The organism is Amycolatopsis sp. NPDC001319 (assembly GCF_042896185.1).
Lineage (GTDB): Bacteria > Actinomycetota > Actinomycetes > Mycobacteriales > Pseudonocardiaceae > Amycolatopsis.
On sequence record NZ_JBIAWY010000020.1, the window covers coordinates 38,720 to 56,513 of the forward strand.

18 protein-coding genes are annotated in these 17,794 nt (G+C 69.9%); 6 read left to right on the forward strand and 12 right to left on the reverse strand.

The window, feature by feature from the left end; all coding sequences use genetic code 11:
• Positions 1–22 precede the first annotated feature (22 nt).
• From ACFY1H_RS45315 to ppgK, 7 genes are all read right to left on the reverse strand, one after another.
• Complete coding sequence (locus ACFY1H_RS45315; protein ID WP_386956244.1) at positions 23–961, reverse strand: DUF3592 domain-containing protein; 939 nt, start codon at positions 959–961, stop codon at positions 23–25.
• A 78-nt stretch (positions 962–1,039) separates the two neighbouring features.
• Positions 1,040–2,734: an ABC transporter family substrate-binding protein gene (locus ACFY1H_RS45320; protein ID WP_386956245.1), complete on the reverse strand. Its 1,695-nt coding sequence runs from the start codon at positions 2,732–2,734 to the stop codon at positions 1,040–1,042.
• Between the two features lie 41 nt (positions 2,735–2,775).
• Positions 2,776–4,908 carry a dipeptide ABC transporter ATP-binding protein gene (locus ACFY1H_RS45325; RefSeq protein ID WP_386956246.1) on the reverse strand — a complete coding sequence of 711 codons (2,133 nt, stop codon included), beginning with the start codon at positions 4,906–4,908 and terminating at the stop codon, positions 2,776–2,778.
• On the reverse strand, positions 4,905–5,900 hold the full coding sequence (locus ACFY1H_RS45330; RefSeq protein WP_366588007.1) for an ABC transporter permease: 996 nt from the start codon (positions 5,898–5,900) through the stop codon (positions 4,905–4,907). The genes ACFY1H_RS45325 and ACFY1H_RS45330 overlap by 4 nt, the downstream gene beginning before the upstream one ends.
• A complete protein-coding gene (locus ACFY1H_RS45335) occupies positions 5,900–6,877 on the reverse strand; it encodes an ABC transporter permease (RefSeq protein ID WP_360596855.1) in 978 nt (325 codons plus the stop codon). The genes ACFY1H_RS45330 and ACFY1H_RS45335 overlap by 1 nt, the downstream gene beginning before the upstream one ends.
• Before the next feature lie 590 nt (positions 6,878–7,467).
• Positions 7,468–8,874, reverse strand: a complete 1,407-nt coding sequence (locus tag ACFY1H_RS45340) for an RNA polymerase sigma factor (RefSeq protein ID WP_386956247.1) — start codon at positions 8,872–8,874, stop codon at positions 7,468–7,470.
• 255 nt (positions 8,875–9,129) lie between these two features.
• Positions 9,130–9,891, reverse strand: a complete 762-nt coding sequence (gene ppgK / locus ACFY1H_RS45345) for a polyphosphate--glucose phosphotransferase (protein WP_366588012.1) — start codon at positions 9,889–9,891, stop codon at positions 9,130–9,132.
• 64 nt (positions 9,892–9,955) lie between these two features.
• On the opposite strand from ppgK, the gene ACFY1H_RS45350 reads away from it, so the two are divergent.
• Positions 9,956–10,777 carry an inositol monophosphatase family protein gene (locus ACFY1H_RS45350; RefSeq protein ID WP_366588014.1) on the forward strand — a complete coding sequence of 274 codons (822 nt, stop codon included), beginning with the start codon at positions 9,956–9,958 and terminating at the stop codon, positions 10,775–10,777.
• 34 nt (positions 10,778–10,811) lie between these two features.
• Here ACFY1H_RS45350 and cei read toward each other — a convergent pair whose 3' ends face one another.
• Positions 10,812–11,495: an envelope integrity protein Cei gene (gene cei, locus ACFY1H_RS45355; RefSeq protein WP_366588016.1), complete on the reverse strand. Its 684-nt coding sequence runs from the start codon at positions 11,493–11,495 to the stop codon at positions 10,812–10,814.
• Between the two features lie 594 nt (positions 11,496–12,089).
• Here cei and ACFY1H_RS45360 point away from each other — a divergent pair.
• The gene (locus ACFY1H_RS45360; protein ID WP_204090248.1) at positions 12,090–12,398 is read left to right on the forward strand and encodes a DUF4193 domain-containing protein; all 309 of its coding nucleotides are present in this window, start codon (positions 12,090–12,092) and stop codon (positions 12,396–12,398) included.
• A gap of 192 nt (positions 12,399–12,590) precedes the next feature.
• Here ACFY1H_RS45360 and ACFY1H_RS45365 read toward each other — a convergent pair whose 3' ends face one another.
• Complete coding sequence (locus tag ACFY1H_RS45365) at positions 12,591–13,076, reverse strand: DUF3093 domain-containing protein (RefSeq protein WP_386956248.1); 486 nt, start codon at positions 13,074–13,076, stop codon at positions 12,591–12,593.
• Between the two features lie 24 nt (positions 13,077–13,100).
• Here ACFY1H_RS45365 and dut point away from each other — a divergent pair, with 24 nt between their 5' ends.
• Both dut and ACFY1H_RS45375 read left to right on the forward strand, forming a co-directional pair.
• The gene (gene dut, locus ACFY1H_RS45370; RefSeq protein WP_366588020.1) at positions 13,101–13,604 is read left to right on the forward strand and encodes a dUTP diphosphatase; all 504 of its coding nucleotides are present in this window, start codon (positions 13,101–13,103) and stop codon (positions 13,602–13,604) included.
• A complete protein-coding gene (locus tag ACFY1H_RS45375) occupies positions 13,604–14,266 on the forward strand; it encodes a DUF3710 domain-containing protein (protein ID WP_366588022.1) in 663 nt (220 codons plus the stop codon). The genes dut and ACFY1H_RS45375 overlap by 1 nt, the downstream gene beginning before the upstream one ends.
• 61 nt (positions 14,267–14,327) lie before the next feature.
• On the opposite strand, the gene ACFY1H_RS45380 is transcribed toward ACFY1H_RS45375, so the two are convergent.
• Positions 14,328–15,059 carry an alpha/beta fold hydrolase gene (locus ACFY1H_RS45380; protein ID WP_386956249.1) on the reverse strand — a complete coding sequence of 244 codons (732 nt, stop codon included), beginning with the start codon at positions 15,057–15,059 and terminating at the stop codon, positions 14,328–14,330.
• Between the two features lie 102 nt (positions 15,060–15,161).
• Here ACFY1H_RS45380 and ACFY1H_RS45385 point away from each other — a divergent pair, with 102 nt between their 5' ends.
• Together ACFY1H_RS45385 and ACFY1H_RS45390 are read left to right on the forward strand one after the other, a co-directional pair.
• Positions 15,162–15,542, forward strand: a complete 381-nt coding sequence (locus ACFY1H_RS45385; protein ID WP_220238342.1) for an OB-fold nucleic acid binding domain-containing protein — start codon at positions 15,162–15,164, stop codon at positions 15,540–15,542.
• A 9-nt stretch (positions 15,543–15,551) separates the two neighbouring features.
• The gene (locus ACFY1H_RS45390) at positions 15,552–16,346 is read left to right on the forward strand and encodes a DUF3159 domain-containing protein (protein WP_386956250.1); all 795 of its coding nucleotides are present in this window, start codon (positions 15,552–15,554) and stop codon (positions 16,344–16,346) included.
• Positions 16,347–16,409: 63 nt separating this feature from the next.
• On the opposite strand, the gene ACFY1H_RS45395 is transcribed toward ACFY1H_RS45390, so the two are convergent.
• Together ACFY1H_RS45395 and ACFY1H_RS45400 are read right to left on the reverse strand one after the other, a co-directional pair.
• Entirely contained in the window at positions 16,410–17,066 is a 657-nt protein-coding gene (locus tag ACFY1H_RS45395; RefSeq protein WP_360596843.1) for a TrkA family potassium uptake protein, read from the reverse strand.
• The gene (locus tag ACFY1H_RS45400; protein ID WP_366588026.1) at positions 17,066–17,731 is read right to left on the reverse strand and encodes a TrkA family potassium uptake protein; all 666 of its coding nucleotides are present in this window, start codon (positions 17,729–17,731) and stop codon (positions 17,066–17,068) included. Before ACFY1H_RS45400 ends, ACFY1H_RS45395 begins: the two co-directional genes overlap by 1 nt.
• Positions 17,732–17,794 lie beyond the last annotated feature (63 nt).

The following is a 17,794-nucleotide window of genomic DNA, read 5'->3' on the forward strand; positions in this document are numbered from 1 at the left end:
CCCAACGCCACATTGGGGTGGTTCAGACCGACGGGTCGGAGCCGCGCAGCGCGGCCCACCAGAAGCCGAACGCGGCGACGAGCACGGTGACCACGAGCCAGCCGCTGAAGCCGCTGCCGTCGACGAAGGCCCAGAACGCCCCGACGACGGGCGCGGCGGCCAGCACCGGCAGGTCGGCGCGGAACTGGCGCACGAGCGGCACGGGGCGCGCCGCGGCGAGCGCGCGTTCCTCGTCCGGCTCGGCCGGGTTGTCGATGCGGCGGCCGCGCGGTTCGGTGGCCCGCACGGAGCCCGCCGGGTACAGCAGCTCGTCGCCCACCTCGACGGCGACGAGCCGGTCGCGGCGCACGTCGCCGCGGACCACGACCTTCGTCGGCGTGGGCAGGCCGATCAGCGTGGGGGAGAAGTACACCGGGATCCAGCGCGGCGACGCCGTCTCGGTTTCGAGCCAGGACCGCGTGAGCAGCCCGCGTTGCACCTTCACTCGCCGCACCGGGATCGGGGACGTCGACGCCGCGGCCCGCGCGGGCCGGACGAAGCGCGTGAAGAACAGGAAGAGGTCCACGGCCAGCACCGCCGCGGCCGCGACCACGGTCACCGTGGCGTAGGTCGTCGCGCGGTCGGCGGTCACGATCGGGGTGGCGTCGCGGATCAGCGCGCGCGAGGGCCGCGCGGGGTCGTACAGCACGGGCACGCTCGTGCCGGTCTTCGGGGCCGAGCTGTCCAGCGCGACGTCCGCCGTCGCGAGCGACCCGCCGGCCACCGGGAAGCGCACGGTCGCCGAGCCTTCGCCGCCGCGCACCACCGTGCCCGTGGCCTGCGCCGTGATGCCCCGGACCTCGGCCTGCGCGTGGGAGAACTCCAGCAGCTGCACCACGAACACCACCGCGCACGCGAGCAGCACCACGGCGCTCGTCACGAGGACGTGGCGCACCGGCCGCAGCCGCAGGAAACTCCGCATGCGTTCCACCTTAGGTGTCTACAAAGGAAAGAGCGGCGCGGGCCGGGGCCCGCGCCGCTCTTGTCCGGGGGTACCGAGTTACTTCACGAAGCCGATCTTGGTGTAGTCGTACGGGTTGTTCGCGTAACCCGGCGAACCGAAGTTCGCCAGCGTCTTGCGCGTCGCGAACGCACCCGGCGACTGGAAGATCGGGAGCTGGTGGCCCAGGGTCCAGATCTCCTTGTCGGCGGCGTTGATGTCCGCGGCCCGCTTCGTGTCGTCCAGTTCCTGGGCCGCGGTGTCGAGCAGCTGGTTCAGCTTGTCGTCACCGATGCGGCCGTAGTTCTGGTTGATGTTCTTCGGGTCGAGGTAGTAGATGCCCTTGTTGCCGCCGATCGGGAACGAGTTCGAGATCCAGCGGAAGATCGTCAGGTCGAAGTTGCCGACGTTGACGTAGTTCTTGAAGAACTCGGTGGTGGGCACGGCCTGGATGTCCAGCGCGACGCCGATCGCCTTGAACTCCGACTGCAGGATCTGGCCGATCTGCTGGCTGATCGGGGTGCCCGACGGGATCACCAGGCGCACCTTGAGCTGCTTGCCGTCCTTGGCGCGCGTGTCACCGTTGAGCTTCCAGCCGAGCTTGTCCAAGTCGGCCTTCGCGGCGTCGGCGTTGAACTTGTACGGACCGGAGTGGTCCTCGTAGGTCTTGGAACCCTTGAGGTACAGGTGGTTGCCGATCGGCGTGGTGTCCTTCTGCATCTGCCCGAGGATCGCCTTGCTGATCCCGACGGTGTCGACGCCCTTCATCAGCGCCAGGCGCAGGTCCTTGTCGGCGAGGATCGAACCGGACGCACCGTTGAAGGTCAGGTGCGTGTAGTCCGGGTAGGTCGACTGCCGGACGACCGCGTTGGGGTCGGCCTGGGCGCGCTTGAAGGTGTTGATGTCGTTGTTGATGTTGTAGAAGTCGATCTGACCGTTGGCGAAGGCGTCCGGCTGCGCGGGGCGGTCGACGACCTTGTAGGTCACGGTGTCGAGCTTCGGCTTCGCGCCCCACCAGTTCGGGTCACGCTCGAAGACCGCGGTCTTGGCGGTCGCGTCGATGCTCTTGACCTTGAACGGACCCGCGGTGATCGCCGGCTTCGCGGCCCAGGACTTGTTGAACGTGTCCGGGTCGGAGTTCAGCTCCTTCGGGTACAGCGGGCTGAACAGCGACTTCCACTCCGCGAACTTCTTGGCGAAGGTGATCTTGACGTCCTGGTCGTCGGTGCCCTTCTCGACCTTCGCGATGTCCTCGTAGCCCGTGGTGCCGGACACCTGGTAGGCGGGATTCTTGCCGTTGAGGACGTTGGCCTGCGCCGCGTAGTCCTCCCACGAGAACTGCCGGCCGTTGCTCCACTTGGCCTTCGGGTTGATCTTCAACTCGATGACCTGCGGGTCCGTGCTGATGACCTCGGCCGAGGTGAGGTAGTTCGGGTCCACGCCCACCGTCGCGTCCGCGTTCTGCGGGAACGGATACGGCAGGATGGCGCCGAACATGTTCGCGCCGTCGAGGACCGTGCCGTCGACCTCGTTGTAGTTCCAGTTGTCGGGCAGCTGGTCGACCGGCCACTTGAGGTCGCCGCCGTCCTTGAGCTGGTCGACCGGCATCGCGTTGATGTCCGCGGTCTTGACCTGCTGGCTGCCGGCGTCCTGAAGCCCGCTGTTGCCACCACTGGAGGAGCCGCCGCCACAAGCGGCGAGCAGGAGCCCCAGAGCGGCAACGGGGGCCACGATCGCGGCCATTCTCCGTCGCATCATGTTTACCTTTCTTTCCCTGTGTGCCAACGGATGCGTGGCTACACGACTTCGCGGGTCTTGGCGTAGTGGCAGGCGACGTCGTGGTCGTCCGCGCGCGGCTCGCGCGGCGGCTCGACGTCGATGCACTTCTGCTTGTCCTGTTCGGACAGCTGCGAGAACACGAAACAGCGCGTGCGGAACCGGCAGCCCGACGGCGGGTTGGCCGGGCTGGGCAGGTCACCGGTGAGGATGATCCGCGTGCGCTCGCGTTCCTTGATCGGGTCGGGGATCGGGATCGCGGACAGCAGCGCCTGCGTGTACGGGTGCTGCGGCGCGTCGAAGACCGTCTCCACGTCGCCGATCTCGACGATCTTGCCGAGGTACATCACGGCCACGCGGTCGGCGATGTGCCGGATCACCGAAAGGTCGTGGGCCACGAACAGGTACGACAGCCCGAGCTTGGCCTTCAGCTCGTCGAGCAGGTTGATCACGCCCGCCTGGATCGACACGTCCAGCGCGGACACCGGCTCGTCGAGCACGATCAGCTTCGGCTCGAGCGCGAGCGCCCGGGCGATGCCGATGCGCTGGCGCTGCCCGCCGGAGAACTCCGCCGGGTACCGGTCGGCGTGCTCCGCGCGCAGCCCCACGAGCCCGAGCAGCTCGGGCACGCGCTTGGCGATGCGCGCCTTGTCGTAGCCGTGGGTCACCATCGGCTCGGCGATGATGTCGCCGATCGGCAGCCGCGGGTCGAGCGCGGCCATCGGGTCCTGGAACACGACCTGCAGGTCGCGCCGGATCTCCTTGCGCCCCTTGCCGGTCAGTTTCGCGACGTCCCGGCCGAGCACCGCCACCGACCCGTTCTGCGGGGCGGCCAGCTCGAGGATCTCCATCAGCGTGGTCGACTTGCCGCAGCCGGACTCGCCGACCAGGCCCAGCGTCTCGCCCTCGACGATGTCGAAGCTGATGCCGTCGACCGCCTTGACCACCCCGGCCTTGCGCTTGAGCACCGCGCCCTTGGTGATCTGGTAGTGCTTCTGCAGGTCCTGCACGTCGAGCACGGTGGTGCGCTGGGTGCGCGGCAGCTTCGCGACCGCCGCCTCCTCGATCACCTCGGCGCCGTAGACCTCCGCCGCGTCGGCCTTGGGACCGGCCAGCTCCTCGGTGCGGATGCACGCGGCGCGGTGCGTGGTGTCGACCGGCGCGTTCGGGTTGCCCGGCGTGATCGTGAGCAGCTCGGGCTCGGCCTGGTGGCACGCGTCGATCGCCAGCGGGCAGCGCGGCGCGAACGGACAGCCCGAGGGCAGGTTCACCAGCGAGGGCGGCTGGCCCTCGATCGGCACCAGCGGCTGCTTCTCGTGTGCGTCGACGCGGGGGATCGAGCCCAGCAGACCCAGCGTGTACGGCATCCGCGGCTGGGCGTAGATGGTCTCGACCGGGCCCTGCTCCACGGCGCGCCCGGCGTACATGACCATCAGGCGGTCGGCGAACCCGGCGACCACACCGAGGTCGTGGGTGATGATCACGATGCCAGCGCCGGTCACCTCCTGCGCGGTCTTGAGGACCTCCAGCACCTGGGCCTGCACGGTCACGTCGAGCGCGGTGGTCGGCTCGTCGGCGATGATCAGGTCCGGGTCGTTGGCGATCGCGATGGCGATCACCGCGCGCTGGCGCATACCACCGGAGAACTCGTGCGGGAACGCCTTGGCGCGCGCCGCGGCGTTCGGGATGCCGACGAGGTCGAGCAGCTCCACGGCCCGGTTGTTGGCCTGCTGCTTGGTCATCGAGCCCTTGGCGTGCACCAGCAGCGCCTCGGCGATCTGCGCGCCCACGGTGTACACGGGCGTCAGCGCCGAGAGCGGGTCCTGGAAGACCATGGAGATCTTCTTGCCGCGCAGCTTGGACAGTTCGACGTCGGACTTGCCGATGAGCTCGCTGCCCTGGAACCGGATGGAGCCGGAGATGCGCGCCTGCGGCGGGAGCAGGCCCATGACCGCCAGCGACGACACCGACTTGCCGGACCCGGACTCGCCGACGATGCCCAGCACCTCGCCGGCCGCGACCTGGTAGTTCAGGCCGCGCACCGCGTGCACGCGGCCGGACTCCGACGGGAAGGACACGTCGAGGTCGGCGACCTCCAGCACCGTGCCGGTGGGCTTCTCGGTCTCCGCGCCCAGTGCGAGTGAGGCGGTCATGCTGTGGCTCCTGTGGTGCTGGGGGACTTCGTCTTCTCGGCGATGCGCTTGCGTTCCTTGCGCCGCGACCGGCTTGACGACGGGTCGAGCGCGTCGCGCAGGCCGTCACCCGCGTAGTTCACCGCGAGCACGGTGACCACGAGGAAGCCCGCCGGGATGTAGAACAGCCAGGGGAAGGTGCGCACGGCGTCGGTGCCGTCGGCGATGAGCGTGCCGAGCGAAACGTCGGGCGACTGCACGCCGAACCCGAAGAACGACAGCGAGGTTTCGGTGATGATCGCGACGCCGACGTTGATCGTCGCGTCGATGATCAGCAGCGAGGCCATGTTCGGCACGATGTGCTTGGCGATGATCCGCCACGACGGCTGGCCCATGAACCGCGCGGCCTTCACGAACTCGCGCTCGCGCAGGGTCAGCGTCATGCCGCGCACGATGCGGGCGGTGATCATCCACTGGAACAACGCGATCAGGCCGACCAGGATCAGCCACGTCTTGCCGCGGAAGGCCGGCGAGAGGATCGAGATGATCAGGAACGGCGGCAGGATCAGCAGCAGGTCCACGAACCACATGGCGATGCGGTCGGTCCAGCCGCCGAAGTACCCGGCGGCCGCGCCGACGATCGAGGCGACGCCCGTGGAGAACAGTGCGGCCAGCAGGCCGATCGTGAGCGACTTCTGCAGCCCGCGCATGGTCTGCGCGAACATGTCGCCGCCGATCTGGTTCGTGCCGAACCAGTGGTTCCCGTCCGGCGGCAGCAGGTTCGACAGCGGGTCGAGCTCGTCGTACGACCACGGCGAGTACCACGTGTAGGTGAAGGCCAGCACGTAGAACAGCACGATCACGGCCAGCGAGACGACCGCGAGCTTGTTGCGCAGGAACCGGCGGAACACGAGCTTGCCGCGGCTGGAGGACTTGCTCTCGGCCTCGTTGCCCGGGTCGACCGCCAGCACGGCGGAGTCGGCGATGTCGGCCTCGTTCACGGGAGCGGCCATCAGATCCTCACCCTCGGGTCGAGCGCGGCGTAGAGCACGTCGGCCAGCCACCCGGCCAGCAGCACGCAGATCGCGATGAACAGCGTCACGGTCGCGACGATGTTGGTGTCCTGCTTCTGGATCCCGGTCACCAGCCAGTCGCCCATGCCGTACCAGCCGAAGATCCGCTCGGTGAAGATGCCGCCCGTGATGAGCAGGCCGAAGCCGAACGCGAACAGCGTCGCCATCGGGATCAGCGCCGTGCGCAAGCCGTGCTTGAACAGCGCGCGCCGGCGCGTGAGGCCCTTTGCCTGTGCGGTGCGCAGGAAGTCGGAGCCGAGGACGTCGAGCATCGCCGAACGCTGGTAGCGGCTGTAGTACGCCACCTGCGTCAGCACGATCGCCAGGGTCGGCACGATGATGTGCTGCAACCGGTCGAGCAGCACGTCGCCGAAACTGCCGTCGAGGCCGCTCGTCTCGCCCTGCACGATGAAGAACTGGTACCCGCCGAGCAGGTTGTCGTTCACCGACTGGGCGCCCGCCTTGAGGATCGTGGCGATCACGAAGACCGGAGTGGACAGCACGACGAACGAGAACGTGGTGGCCACGTAGTCGCTGACCTTGTACTGCCGGATCGCGCTCACCACCCCGACGAGCACGCCGATGATGATGCCGATCGTGATGCCCAGCAGGAACAGCCGAAGGCTCACGCCGGCGCGGCGGAAGAGCTCGTCGGTGATCGGCTGGTCGGCGACCGTGCGGCCGAAGTTCCCGTGCAGCACTCCGCCGAGCCAGGTGAAGAAGCGCTCGGGGATGGGCTGGTTCAGGTAGAGCTCGGCCGCCTTGGCGTCGATTGTGGACTGCGGAGCCGGTGGGTTCCGCAGCTTCAGCGCGTCGAGCGGGCTGAAAGCCAGCGACGCCAAGGAAAAGGCCGCGAAGGTGGCGACCAGGCACAATGCCACGTAGTTGACGAGGCGGCGGAGGAGGAAGCCGATCACGGTTTCCTCGATTCACCGGGAACGGAGGTTCCACTCCGTACCGACGGCCACGCCTGACTCTCGCCCGATTGAGTTTTCGTCGAAAACACTAGCCGGTGCTGCCTTCCGAATGCTGCTGACGCTCGTTGTCGGCGCAGCATAATCCGGAGAAGGCCCTTCGATCTTCGTTCCCAGGCAACCAAATAATCACGATTTCCGCCGCGGGCACGTGAAGGACCGACTTTCGGATGTTGCGGTGGACGGGGCCCGCGAGGTATTCACTTCGTGCGGATCGTCGCCGTGGGTGTGTGGGCGAATACCGCGGATCACGTTCCGGAAATGTTTCCGGGAGTGGAGGGAAATGTTGCGAACGCACGCGGAACACTGGAAACGGACATACCGGTCATGGTATGGACCTGTCCGGGCGGCGGAGGTCCAGTCCTGTGGGCGGGAGCCCTCTTCGTCCACAGTGGCCGGTCGGTCCGTACCCCACCGATCAGTGCCCGGTCGAGAAGCCTGCCCCGTTGATCAAAGCCCGGTGGATCTTCGCGCACAGCAAAGAACCCCGCCACCGGATTCCGGTGACGGGGTTCTTCGTCGAGACTGGGTGATCAGTCCAGGTAGTCCCGGAGGACCTGGGACCGCGACGGGTGCCGCAGCTTCGACATCGTCTTCGACTCGATCTGGCGGATGCGCTCACGCGTGACGCCGTAGACCTGGCCGATCTCGTCAAGCGTGCGCGGCTGGCCGTCGGTGAGACCGAAGCGCAGCCGGACCACGCCCGCCTCGCGCTCGGACAGCGTCTGCAGCACCGACTGGAGCTGGTCCTGCAGCAGCGTGAACGACACCGCGTCGACCGCGACGACCGCTTCGGAGTCTTCGATGAAGTCACCGAGCTGCGAGTCGCCCTCGTCGCCGATGGTCTGGTCCAGCGAGATCGGCTCACGCGCGTACTGCTGGATCTCCAGGACCTTCTCCGGCGAGATGTCCATCTCCTTGGCGAGCTCCTCGGGCGTCGGCTCGCGGCCGAGGTCCTGAAGGAGTTCGCGCTGTATACGGCCGAGCTTGTTGATGACCTCGACCATGTGCACCGGGATGCGGATGGTGCGGGCCTGGTCGGCCATCGCGCGGGTGATCGCCTGGCGGATCCACCACGTGGCGTACGTCGAGAACTTGTAGCCCTTGGTGTAGTCGAACTTCTCCACCGCGCGGATCAGGCCGAGGTTGCCTTCCTGGATGAGATCCAGGAACGCCATCCCGCGGCCGGTGTAGCGCTTGGCCAGCGAGACCACGAGCCGGAGGTTCGCCTCCAGCAGGTGGTTCTTGGCGCGCTCGCCGTCGCGCACGATCCACTTGAGATCGCGGCGCATCTGGGTGACGAGCTTCTCGCCCTCCTCCTCGGCGGTGCGCACGCGCTCGGCGGCGTAGAGACCCGCCTCGATGCGCTTGGCGAGCTCCACCTCCTCCTCGGCGTTGAGCAGCGCGACCTTGCCGATCTGCTTGAGGTAGGCACGCACCGAGTCCGCCGACGCGGTGAGCTCGGCGTCCTTGCGCGCCTGGCGCAGCGCCTCGGACTCCTCCTCGTCCCAGACGAAGTCCGGGTTGTCCGAGGCGGACTTCGGCCCCTTCTCGGCGGCTGCGTTGCTCCGGCGGCGCGCGGCGGGCGTCTCCGTCTCCTCGGCTTCGTCTTCCGAGTCGTCGGAGTCGTCGTCGGCGACCTCGTCGTTGACCGTCTCGTCGACGACGTCGACCTCGACCTCTTCCAGGTCGGACAGGTCCGGGGTGTCGAGTTCGACCTCGTCGAGGTCGACCGGGCCGTCCGGGTCGCCGTCTTCGGTCTTGGGCGCCTTGGTGGTGGCCTTCTTGGCCGGCGCTTTCTTGGCCGGAGCCTTCTTCGCGCCGGCAGACCTGGTGGCGGTCTTGGGTTTCGCCGCGCCGGTGGCTGCCTCGTCGGCCGGCTCGCCGGCTGCGGTCGCTGTCTTCGTCCCGCTTCGGGTTGCGGTTCTTGCGGCTGCCACTTACGCCCTTTCGCAGCGGTCGATCATGACGAGCCGAGGTATCGCCACCTCGGCTGCCTCACATTCGGGGAACACGCCTCGGCCTGCGGTTTTCACTCCCGCAGCCGTGGGCCGCGTTCCATTGTAACGACGGCCGGGCAGTGCGTCGCGAAGCGATCACCCTCCGGCCTGCCGCACGGTACCCGCACGTGACCTTCCCGTGACCCGCGCGTTGGTTTCGCGGCCGTTCCCGGGCGTCTGCGGGTCCGTGCTCGATCAGTGCTCGATGCCCTCGACCGCGGCCGCGGCGGCGCCGACGATGCCCGCGTTGTTCTGCAGCGAAGCCACGATCACCGGAGTCCGGACCTCCAGCAGCGGCACCCACTTCTCCGCCTTCTTGCTCACGCCGCCGCCGACGATGAACAGATCCGGCCAGATCAGGTTCTCCAGCACGGTCAGGTAACGGTGTACCCGCTTGGCCCACTGGTGGTAGGACAGGCCCTCGTTGTCCTTCACCGACGCCGCGGCGCGCTTCTCCGCGTCGTGGCCGTCGACCTCGAGGTGGCCGAACTCGGTGTTCGGCACGAGCTTGCCGTCGTGGAAGACGGCGCTGCCGATGCCGGTGCCGAAGGTCAGCAGGGCGGTGACGCCGGTGCGCGCCGCCTTGTCGCCGAAGCGGATCTCGGCCATGCCGGCCGCGTCGGCGTCGTTGAGCATCGCCACGTCCGCGACGCTCTTGCCGAGCCGCTTGGCGAACAGCGCGTCGGCGTCCGTGCCGATCCAGGCGTGGTCGATGTTGGCCGCGGTGTGCGCGACGCCCTTCTTGACGACCGCCGGCAGCGTCACGCCGACCGGTCCGTCCCACTCCGCGGCGCGCACGATCTCGGCCACCACGTCCGCGACGGCGTCGGGTGTCGACGGCTGCGGCGTCTCGATCCGGTGTCGCTCGCCGATGAGCTGTCCCGTTTCCAAATCGACCAGCGCGCCCTTGATCCCGCTGCCGCCGATGTCGATTCCGAAACCTCGGGTCGCCGTCACTGACGTGGTCCCTTCTCGCACGATTCAGAAGTCTGCTGCGGAGACTTTAACCGGATGTGGTGACATGTCGGACGTGGGAGCTGACGAGTCGTTGCTGAAAAGCGTTGCGGAGCAGGTGGCGGTCGAGGCGGCCGGGCTGGTGCGGGCGGCCTGGACCGCCATGCAGGCGGGCGGTGAGGTCCGCGTCGACACCAAGTCGGCGGACACCGACGTGGTCACCGCGATCGACAAGGAGTCCGAGGAGCTGGTGCGCGCGCGGCTGGCCGAGCTGCGCCCGGGCGAGCCCGTGCTCGGGGAGGAGGGCGGCGGCGCCGCGGCCGGGTCCGGCGTGACCTGGGTGGTGGACCCGATCGACGGGACCGTCAACTTCCTCTACGGGCTGCCGGCGTTCGCGGTGTCGCTGGCCGCTCAGGTCGACGGGGTGTCGGTGGCCGGCGCGGTCGTGGAACCCGTCAGCGGCCGCCGCTGGACGGCCGCGCGGGGCCAGGGTGCCTGGCTCGACGGCAGGCGTCTCTCGGCGTCCTCGCCGACGCGCCTGGACCTGTCGCTGGTCGGCACGGGGTTCGCCTACGCGCGCGACCGTCGCGTGCGCCAGGGCGCGCTCGCGGGCGAGCTGCTCGGGCACGTGCGCGACCTCCGCCGCGGCGGGGCGGCGTCGCTGGAGCTGTGCGCGGTCGGCGCGGGCTGGCTCGACGCGTACTTCGAGCACGGCCTGCACCGCTGGGACTGGGCCGCCGGGGCGCTCGTCGCGGCCGAGGCCGGCGCGACGATCCTCCTGCCGGGTTCGGCACCCGACCTCGGTGAGGACGTGACCTTCGCGGCGGCGCCCGGCATCGCGGAGCCGCTGCGCCAGGTGCTGGCTTCGCTGGACGCCAAGAGCGTCTGACGCGTGCCCTGGACCCCCGCGCGGGGGTCCAGGGTCAGCAGGCGACGTCGCGGGCCGCGGCGAGCAGCGTCTGGTCGATCACCGGCGCGCCGGGGCCCGAGGACTGCTCGTTGCCGCCCCCGCCCTGGTGGGACTTGGACCAGTCGGCGAGCTTCTGGAGGATCTGGCGCGCCTCCGGGCGCGGGCGGATGTCGTCGAAGAGCGTGCCGGTGACGAGGTCGACGCTGGCGTCCTTGCGGTTGTCGCGCACGAGCTCGGCGCACGGCACCACGAGGCTCACCGTGCGCGCGGCCGCGGCGCCGTTCTCGCCGTAGCGGATCTGGCCGCGGCACTTGGCGTCGCCCTTGGGGTACGCCGGGTCGTTGGCCGGGTCGCCGGTGGCGGTGAAGCCGAGCTCGCGCAGGGCCGTGGTCGTGATGCCGCCCTGGCCGCGCGTGGTGCTCGCGTTGAGGACCTTCAGCGCCACCTTGTCGGGCGGCACGGGGGAGCGGTCGTCGAGGCCGTTGTGGGCCACGGTCGTGTAAGTGGTGCCCGGTGGCGGAGTGGGGGCGGGCGTGCAGAGCACGGCCTCGTCGACGTCCCCTCGGCCGACCACGGCGTTCACCCACACGAACACCGCGCCGAGGGCGAGCACCCCGATCACGATGAGCGCGGGCAGCGGCCGGTGCTTGCGATAGGGCCGCGCACCACGGTCCCCCGAGCCGTTCCCCGACGCCACCTGCCCCGTCCCTTCCCGAACGCGGAAACCCCGTCCGCGGACCCCTCGCCGCGAGACCCCCACGACCGCGTGGCGCCGCGCGCCCCGGTCGGTTTCGTCCCCCGGTTTCGTCCCCGGTTTCACCAGGCGACACCGTGCGGGCCGCCGTAGCCGCCCAGCCTAGGCGTTCGGCGCCGCACCCGGTGGCGCGGGTCACCGTGTGCCCGCCCCGTCCCCGCCGAGGCCGGGCCGCGAATCCCCGGTCCGCCGATCGCACCACGGAGACCTCCGCAGGAGCAAGCGGACACCGCTGCCGGGTGATCTTCGCGACGCGCGGGCAACCTGACCGGACCGCACCCGTCTCACCTGCGGGTTCCCCCTGTCGGGTGACGAAATTCAAGCAACGCCCGACTCGGTGCGGAGCTCGGCGAACAGTGAGCTACCCTTCCCGGGCTCCGGCCGCAGGAAGAGGGGCACCTGGCTGAGACCTCGGTCACTGCGGACGCCGGGCACAAACAGGGGCGCTGGAACGTTGACCAGCGGCACGACCGGCTCACGGGCACGCCCGCGGGACCGGAAGAACAAGACAAGCTGATTCGCAGGGGTGAGGGACACATGGCTACCGACTACGACGCTCCGCGCCGCAGCGAAGCCGACGAGCTGGCCGAAGACTCGTTGGAGGAGCTGAAGGCCCGGCGGAACGAGAACCAGTCCGGCGTCGTCGACGTCGACGAGGACGCGAACGCCGAGAACTTCGAGCTTCCTGGTGCCGACCTTTCCGGGCTTTCCGGTGAGGACATGACCGTGAAGGTCGTGCCGAAGCAGGCTGACGAGTTCACCTGCTCGGTCTGCTTCCTGGTGCACCACCGCAGCAGGCTCGCCGAAGACAACGGCGGCCGGCTGATCTGCCGCGACTGCGCCTGAGCACAGCCTGCGCCTGACGGCGTACGGGGATCTCGTACAGGGCTTCAGGGGAACACAGGTTTTCAGGGGAAACACAGTCGCGGCGGTCCGGGGAAGCTCGCTCGCGAGCTGGGTAAAGGGGGTCGGCCCACCAGGCCGGCCCCCTTCCGCGTCCGCGGGACCGGTCCCGCGGAAAACTTCAGGCGCGCTCGTTCAGGAACGGGCGCGCAGCAGTTCGGCGACGCGCTTCGGCTTGCGCGTGCTGAACAGCCAGTACGGCGTGGGGTCGGCCGGGTCCGTGAGCTGCACGCGGACCGCCGGGCCCACCCAGCCGCGGTGCATCACGAACGCGGCCGGGTCGCCGTCGCGTCCGAGGGCGCGGCGCTTGTCGTCCTTCTCGAGGATCTCGACCACGCCGGCGAAGCGCAGCGGCAGGTGCGCGTCGCCGACCCACAGCTCCGGCTCGTCACTGCCCGTCACCCGCACGCGCGAGCGGCCGAGCGACAGCAGCAGCGCGCCCATCACGACGATGGCGATGGGCAGCGGGATCCACACCGGGATCGAGGGGTACCCGAGGTGGATCTCCACGCCGAGCAGGATCGCGCCGAGCATCGGCAGCGGCCAGCCCCACCACGGCACGTACAGCCGTTCGGAGTGCGCCAGTCCGCGCTTCACGGCGGTGTTCACGGTGTCAGCCACGCGACAAGGGTAGTCTCGCGGCCCGTGTCCAGCGTTCAGGTACTCCTCTCCCGGCTCGACCCCGGCGTCCCGTTGCCCGCGTACGCGCGGCCCGGCGACGCGGGCGCCGACCTCGTCACCACCTCGGATATCGTGCTCGGGCCCGGCGAACGCGGGGTGGTGGGAACCGGCGTCGCGATCGCGCTGCCGCCGGGGTTCGCGGGGTTCGTCCACCCGCGCTCGGGGCTGGCGGCCCGCGTGGGCCTTTCGGTGGTGAACACCCCCGGCACGATCGACGCGGGGTACCGCGGTGAGATCCGGATCTGCCTCATCAACCATGATCTCCACGAGCCGGTGGTGCTCGCGCGCGGCGACCGGATCGCGCAGCTGGTGATCCAGCGGGTCGAGCACGCCGTGTTCGTGGAGGTCGCCGAGCTCGGCGACACCGAACGTGGCGCCGGTGGTTACGGCTCGACGGGCGGGCACGCCACACTGGTCCCGGACGTGCCCGGCGCGGACGCGGGCACTGGGGAAGGAACGGAGAAGTAGTGGGGATCTTCGGACGCAAGCGCAAGTCCGACGGCGGGCCGACCGAGCCCGCCGACGGCGCCGCGGGCGACACCGGGGCGGACGCCGACGACGCGATCGAACCCGAGAACCAGTTGTCGGAGACCGAGCAGGGGCCCTTCGACGTCGCCGACGCCGAAGAGGACGGCATCCCGCGCATCGACCTCGGTTCGGTGCGGGTCCCGGTCCCGGACGGCTCGCAGGTGCAGGTCGAGATGGACCCGGAGGCCGGTGGTGTCCGCGCGGTCCACGTGGTGACCGAGCAGGGCCAGATCACGGTCAGCGCCTACGCGGCGCCGCGCTCCGGCGGCCTGTGGCGCGAGGTCGGCACCGAGCTGGCCGACCAGCTGCGGGCCGACGGCGCGAAGGTGACGGTCGGCCGCGGCGAGTGGGGCCTGGAGCTCTCGGCCATCGTCGGCGACGTCGCGCTGCGCTTCGTCGGTGTCGACGGCCCGCGCTGGATGCTGCGCGGCGTGATCGCCGGTCCGCAGTCGCAGTCCGCGCAGGCGCCCGACGTGCTCCGCATGATCGTGCGCCACACGATCGTCGACCGCGGCGACTCCCCGATGCCGGTGCGCACCCCGCTCCCCATCACGCTCCCGGAAGCCGTCGCGCAGCACATCGCCGAGCAGCAAGAAGGCTGACCGTCGTACGAGGAAGGCCCCGGCACTCACCCGTGCCGGGGCCTTCGTTCATTTCTTTTCACTACACAGTTCCGGCGGCGGACCCGAACCAGCCCTTCAGGAACCCGACCAGGCTCGCGCGTCCGAGCACTTCGCGGTCCCGCCCGAAATCGGCCAGCTCGACCACGCCCAGCTCCCCTCTCGGCAGCACCCCGGCCCACTCGCGCGCCACCGCCACGGGGTGCACCAGGTCGCCGGCGCACCCGGCGACCCCGGCCGGCACCGCGACCGTCGCCAATTCGGTCAACGACGGCGCGCGCCGGCCCGCCGCGACCCGCAGCCCCGGCACCAGGTCGTCGCCGTGGCGCCGCCAGGCCCGAGACAACTCGTCGACGAGCCACGCCGGGCTCCCGGCCGCCACCGCGGCCAGCGCGCCGTCGACCCCCTGAGCGGCCACCAGATCGGCTGAGGCGCGCGCCGCGACGGCCGCGGGCGCTGAGCCGGGCTCGCCGTTCCAGGCCGGGAGCGCGCACACCAGCCCCTCGCAACGGCCCGGGTTCGCCACCGCCCACTCCGCGGCCAGGTGCGCGCCGAACGAGACGCCGCCGACGACCAGCGACCCGTGCACCCGCGCGAGCCGGTCCAGCTCTTCGAGGTACCCCTCGGCGAGCGCGGCACCGGGCGGCGGGGGAGGCGCGATCAGCCGGGCGCCCACCAAAGCCAACGGGCCGGTGAACACCGACTGAACGAACGTTTCGTCGGAGCCCGTTCCGGGCAGCAGGACCACGGGCAGGTTCCGGATTGCGGACGTCACGTTGCGATCTTGGCGCAAACCCGTTTCGCTGATGTGAACCACAGCTACGCTGGTTTACGCACGGGCCGCGAAGTCGGGGGCCCCGGAGCACAGGAGCACACCATGTCCGCCAAGGACGGCGGCTACTTCAGCCGGTTGGTTCGCAAGCTGACCAGCGACGTCGAGGACCTCGACGCCGACGAGATGTCCGAGAGGTCCGGGGCCGAAGGGGCGCGCCGCGCCTGTGACTGCCGGTCCGGCGAAGAGGCGACAGTGCTCGGCAGGCTGCGCAGCGTCGAGCTGTGCCCGAGCGAGGGAACTCCGACGCTTCAGGCCGAGCTGTTCGACGGCACACAGGGCGTGACGCTAATCTGGCTGGGCCGACGCCGGATCCCCGGTATCGAGCCGGGTCGGACCATCAAGGTCCGCGGCCGGATGGCAGAGCGTGACGGCCAGAAGGTGCTGTACAACCCGTACTACGAACTCCAGAGCCCGGTAGGTTGATCGACTCCCGTGACTGAACCCGCTCCCCGCGACGAGAAGCACGTGCCCGAAGGCGGGGACGAAAAGCAGGACAGCGACCAGCACCGCGCCGACGACGGAACCGACACCGACGCCGAGAAGCCCGAACCCACGTTGCTGGAGCAGATGGGCGGCGTGTCCGGTCTGTTCTACTCGTCGGTGCCGGTGATCGTGTTCGTGCTGGTGAACGCCTTCTTCGGGCTCACCGCGGCGATCTGGGGCTCGGTCGGCAGCGCCGTGGCGATCACGGTGTTGCGGGTCGTGCGCAAGGAGCCGCTGCAGCCGGCGATCTCGGGGTTCTTCGGGGTCGCGATCGCGGCGTTCATCGCGTTCCGCACGGGTTCGGCCAAGGGCTTCTTCCTCTTCGGCATCTGGGCGAGCCTCGCCTACTGCGGTGTGTTCGTGCTGTCGATCCTGGTGCGCTGGCCGATCGCCGGCGTGGTGTGGAGCGCGCTCAACGGCACCGGCCAGGCCTGGCGCAAGGACAAGCCCTCGCGCTACGGCTACGACGTCGCCACGCTCGCGCTGGCCGTGATCTTCGCCGCCCGGTTCGTGGTGCAGCGCTGGCTCTACAACAGCGACTACACCGGCTGGCTGGCGTTCGCGAAGATCGCCATGGGTTACCCGCTCTACGCGCTCGGCCTGCTCGTGGTCGTCTGGGCGGTCCGCCGCTCGGACAAGCGGCTCAAGGCACTGGCCGAGACGGAACCGAAGCCGGAGACCGACGCGGAGGTCGAGGCCCGGCTGCGCGAGAAGTACGCGCAGACGCCGACTCCGGAGGTTTGACCGACTTCCCCAAGACGCCGGAAAGGCCCCTCACGTGCTCGTGAGGGGCCTTTCCCGTCTGCGTCAGTATCCCAGGGCCGTGCGGATCTCCGGCTCGACGTCCGACGTCGCCACGAACAGCAGCTCGTCACCGGCCTCCAGCGGGTCCTCCGGCTGCGGCACGATCACGCGGTCGCCGCGCAGGATCGTCACGAGCGCGGCGTCGCGGGGCAGCGCGATCTCGCTCACGGGCTTGCCGGCCAACGGGGTCTCCTCGGGCAGCGTGAGCTCCACGAGGTTCGCCTGGCTCTGGCGGAAGGTCATCAGCCGCACGAGGTCGCCGACGCTCACGGCCTCCTCGACCATCGCGGCGAGCATGCGCGGGGTCGACACGGCGACGTCGACGCCCCAGGCGTCGGTGAAGAGCCATTCGTTGGCGGGGTTGTTCACGCGGGCCACCACGCGGCGCACGGCGAACTCCGTCTTCGCGAGCAGTGACACCACGAGGTTGGACTTGTCGTCGCCGGTGGCGGCGATCACCACGTCGCAGCGCTCGATCCCCGACTCCTCGAGGATCGAGACCTCGCACGCGTCGCCGAGGACCCAGTCGGCCTGCGGCACGGTGTCGGGTTCGAACTGGTCGGCCTCGCGCTCGATCAGCATCACCTGGTGCCGTCCGTCGATCAGCTCGACGGCGATGGAGCGCCCGACGGCGCCGGCACCCGCGATCGCGACCCGCATCAGTTCTCCTCCTCCGGAGCGCGAGCGGCCACGCTCGTCACGTCGCTGACGGTGCCGGAGCGGGCCGCGACGTACACGACGTCGTCGGCCTGCACCATGGTCTTGTTGTCCGGCAGCACGCCGTTGCCGAACCGCATGATGAACGCGACGCGTGCGCCGGTGGCGTCCTGGAGCTCGCGCACGCTGCGCCCGATCCAGCCCTCGTTCAGCGGCAGCTGCAGAAGCGCGACGTTGCCCGAGGGATCACGCCACACCGAGGCGACGCCGTCCGGCAGGAGCGTGCGCAGGAAGCGGTCGGTGGTCCACGGCACCGTCGCGACGGTGGGGATGCCGAGCCGCTCGTACACGGCGGCGCGCTTGTGGTCGTAGATCCGCGCGACCACGTGCTCGATGCCGAAGTTCTCGCGCGCGACCCGCGCGGAGATGATGTTGGAGTTGTCACCGCTCGACACGGCCGCGAACGCGCCGGCCTGTTCGATGCCCGCCTCGATCAGCACCTGCCGGTCGAACCCGACGCCGACGATCTGCTGGCCGTGGAAGTCGCTGCCCAGCCGGCGGAACGCCTGGGGGTTCTTGTCGATGACGGCCACCTCGTGGCCGAGACGCTCCAGCGCCGCGGCCAGGGATGCGCCGACCCGGCCGCACCCCATGATCACCACGTGCACGCCCTGCCTCCTCGTAGGTGGGGGTAAACCCGTCCGTAGGTACCCTCGCGCACCAGCGCCGAA

Bases quoted from the DNA above. Each gene is read 5' to 3' on its own strand.
- ACFY1H_RS45395 (WP_360596843.1), bottom strand. From the start codon at position 17,066: ATGCGGGTCGCGATCGCGGGTGCCGGCGCCGTCGGGCGCTCCATCGCC.
- ACFY1H_RS45325 (WP_386956246.1), bottom strand. From the start codon at position 4,908: ATGACCGCCTCACTCGCACTGGGCGCGGAGACCGAGAAGCCCACCGGC.
- ACFY1H_RS45360 (WP_204090248.1), top strand. From the start codon at position 12,090: ATGGCTACCGACTACGACGCTCCGCGCCGCAGCGAAGCCGACGAGCTG.
- ACFY1H_RS45350 (WP_366588014.1), top strand. From the start codon at position 9,956: ATGTCGGACGTGGGAGCTGACGAGTCGTTGCTGAAAAGCGTTGCGGAG.
- ACFY1H_RS45320 (WP_386956245.1), bottom strand. From the start codon at position 2,734: ATGCGACGGAGAATGGCCGCGATCGTGGCCCCCGTTGCCGCTCTGGGG.
- ACFY1H_RS45315 (WP_386956244.1), bottom strand. From the start codon at position 961: ATGCGGAGTTTCCTGCGGCTGCGGCCGGTGCGCCACGTCCTCGTGACG.
- ACFY1H_RS45330 (WP_366588007.1), bottom strand. From the start codon at position 5,900: ATGGCCGCTCCCGTGAACGAGGCCGACATCGCCGACTCCGCCGTGCTG.
- ACFY1H_RS45385 (WP_220238342.1), top strand. From the start codon at position 15,162: ATGTCCGCCAAGGACGGCGGCTACTTCAGCCGGTTGGTTCGCAAGCTG.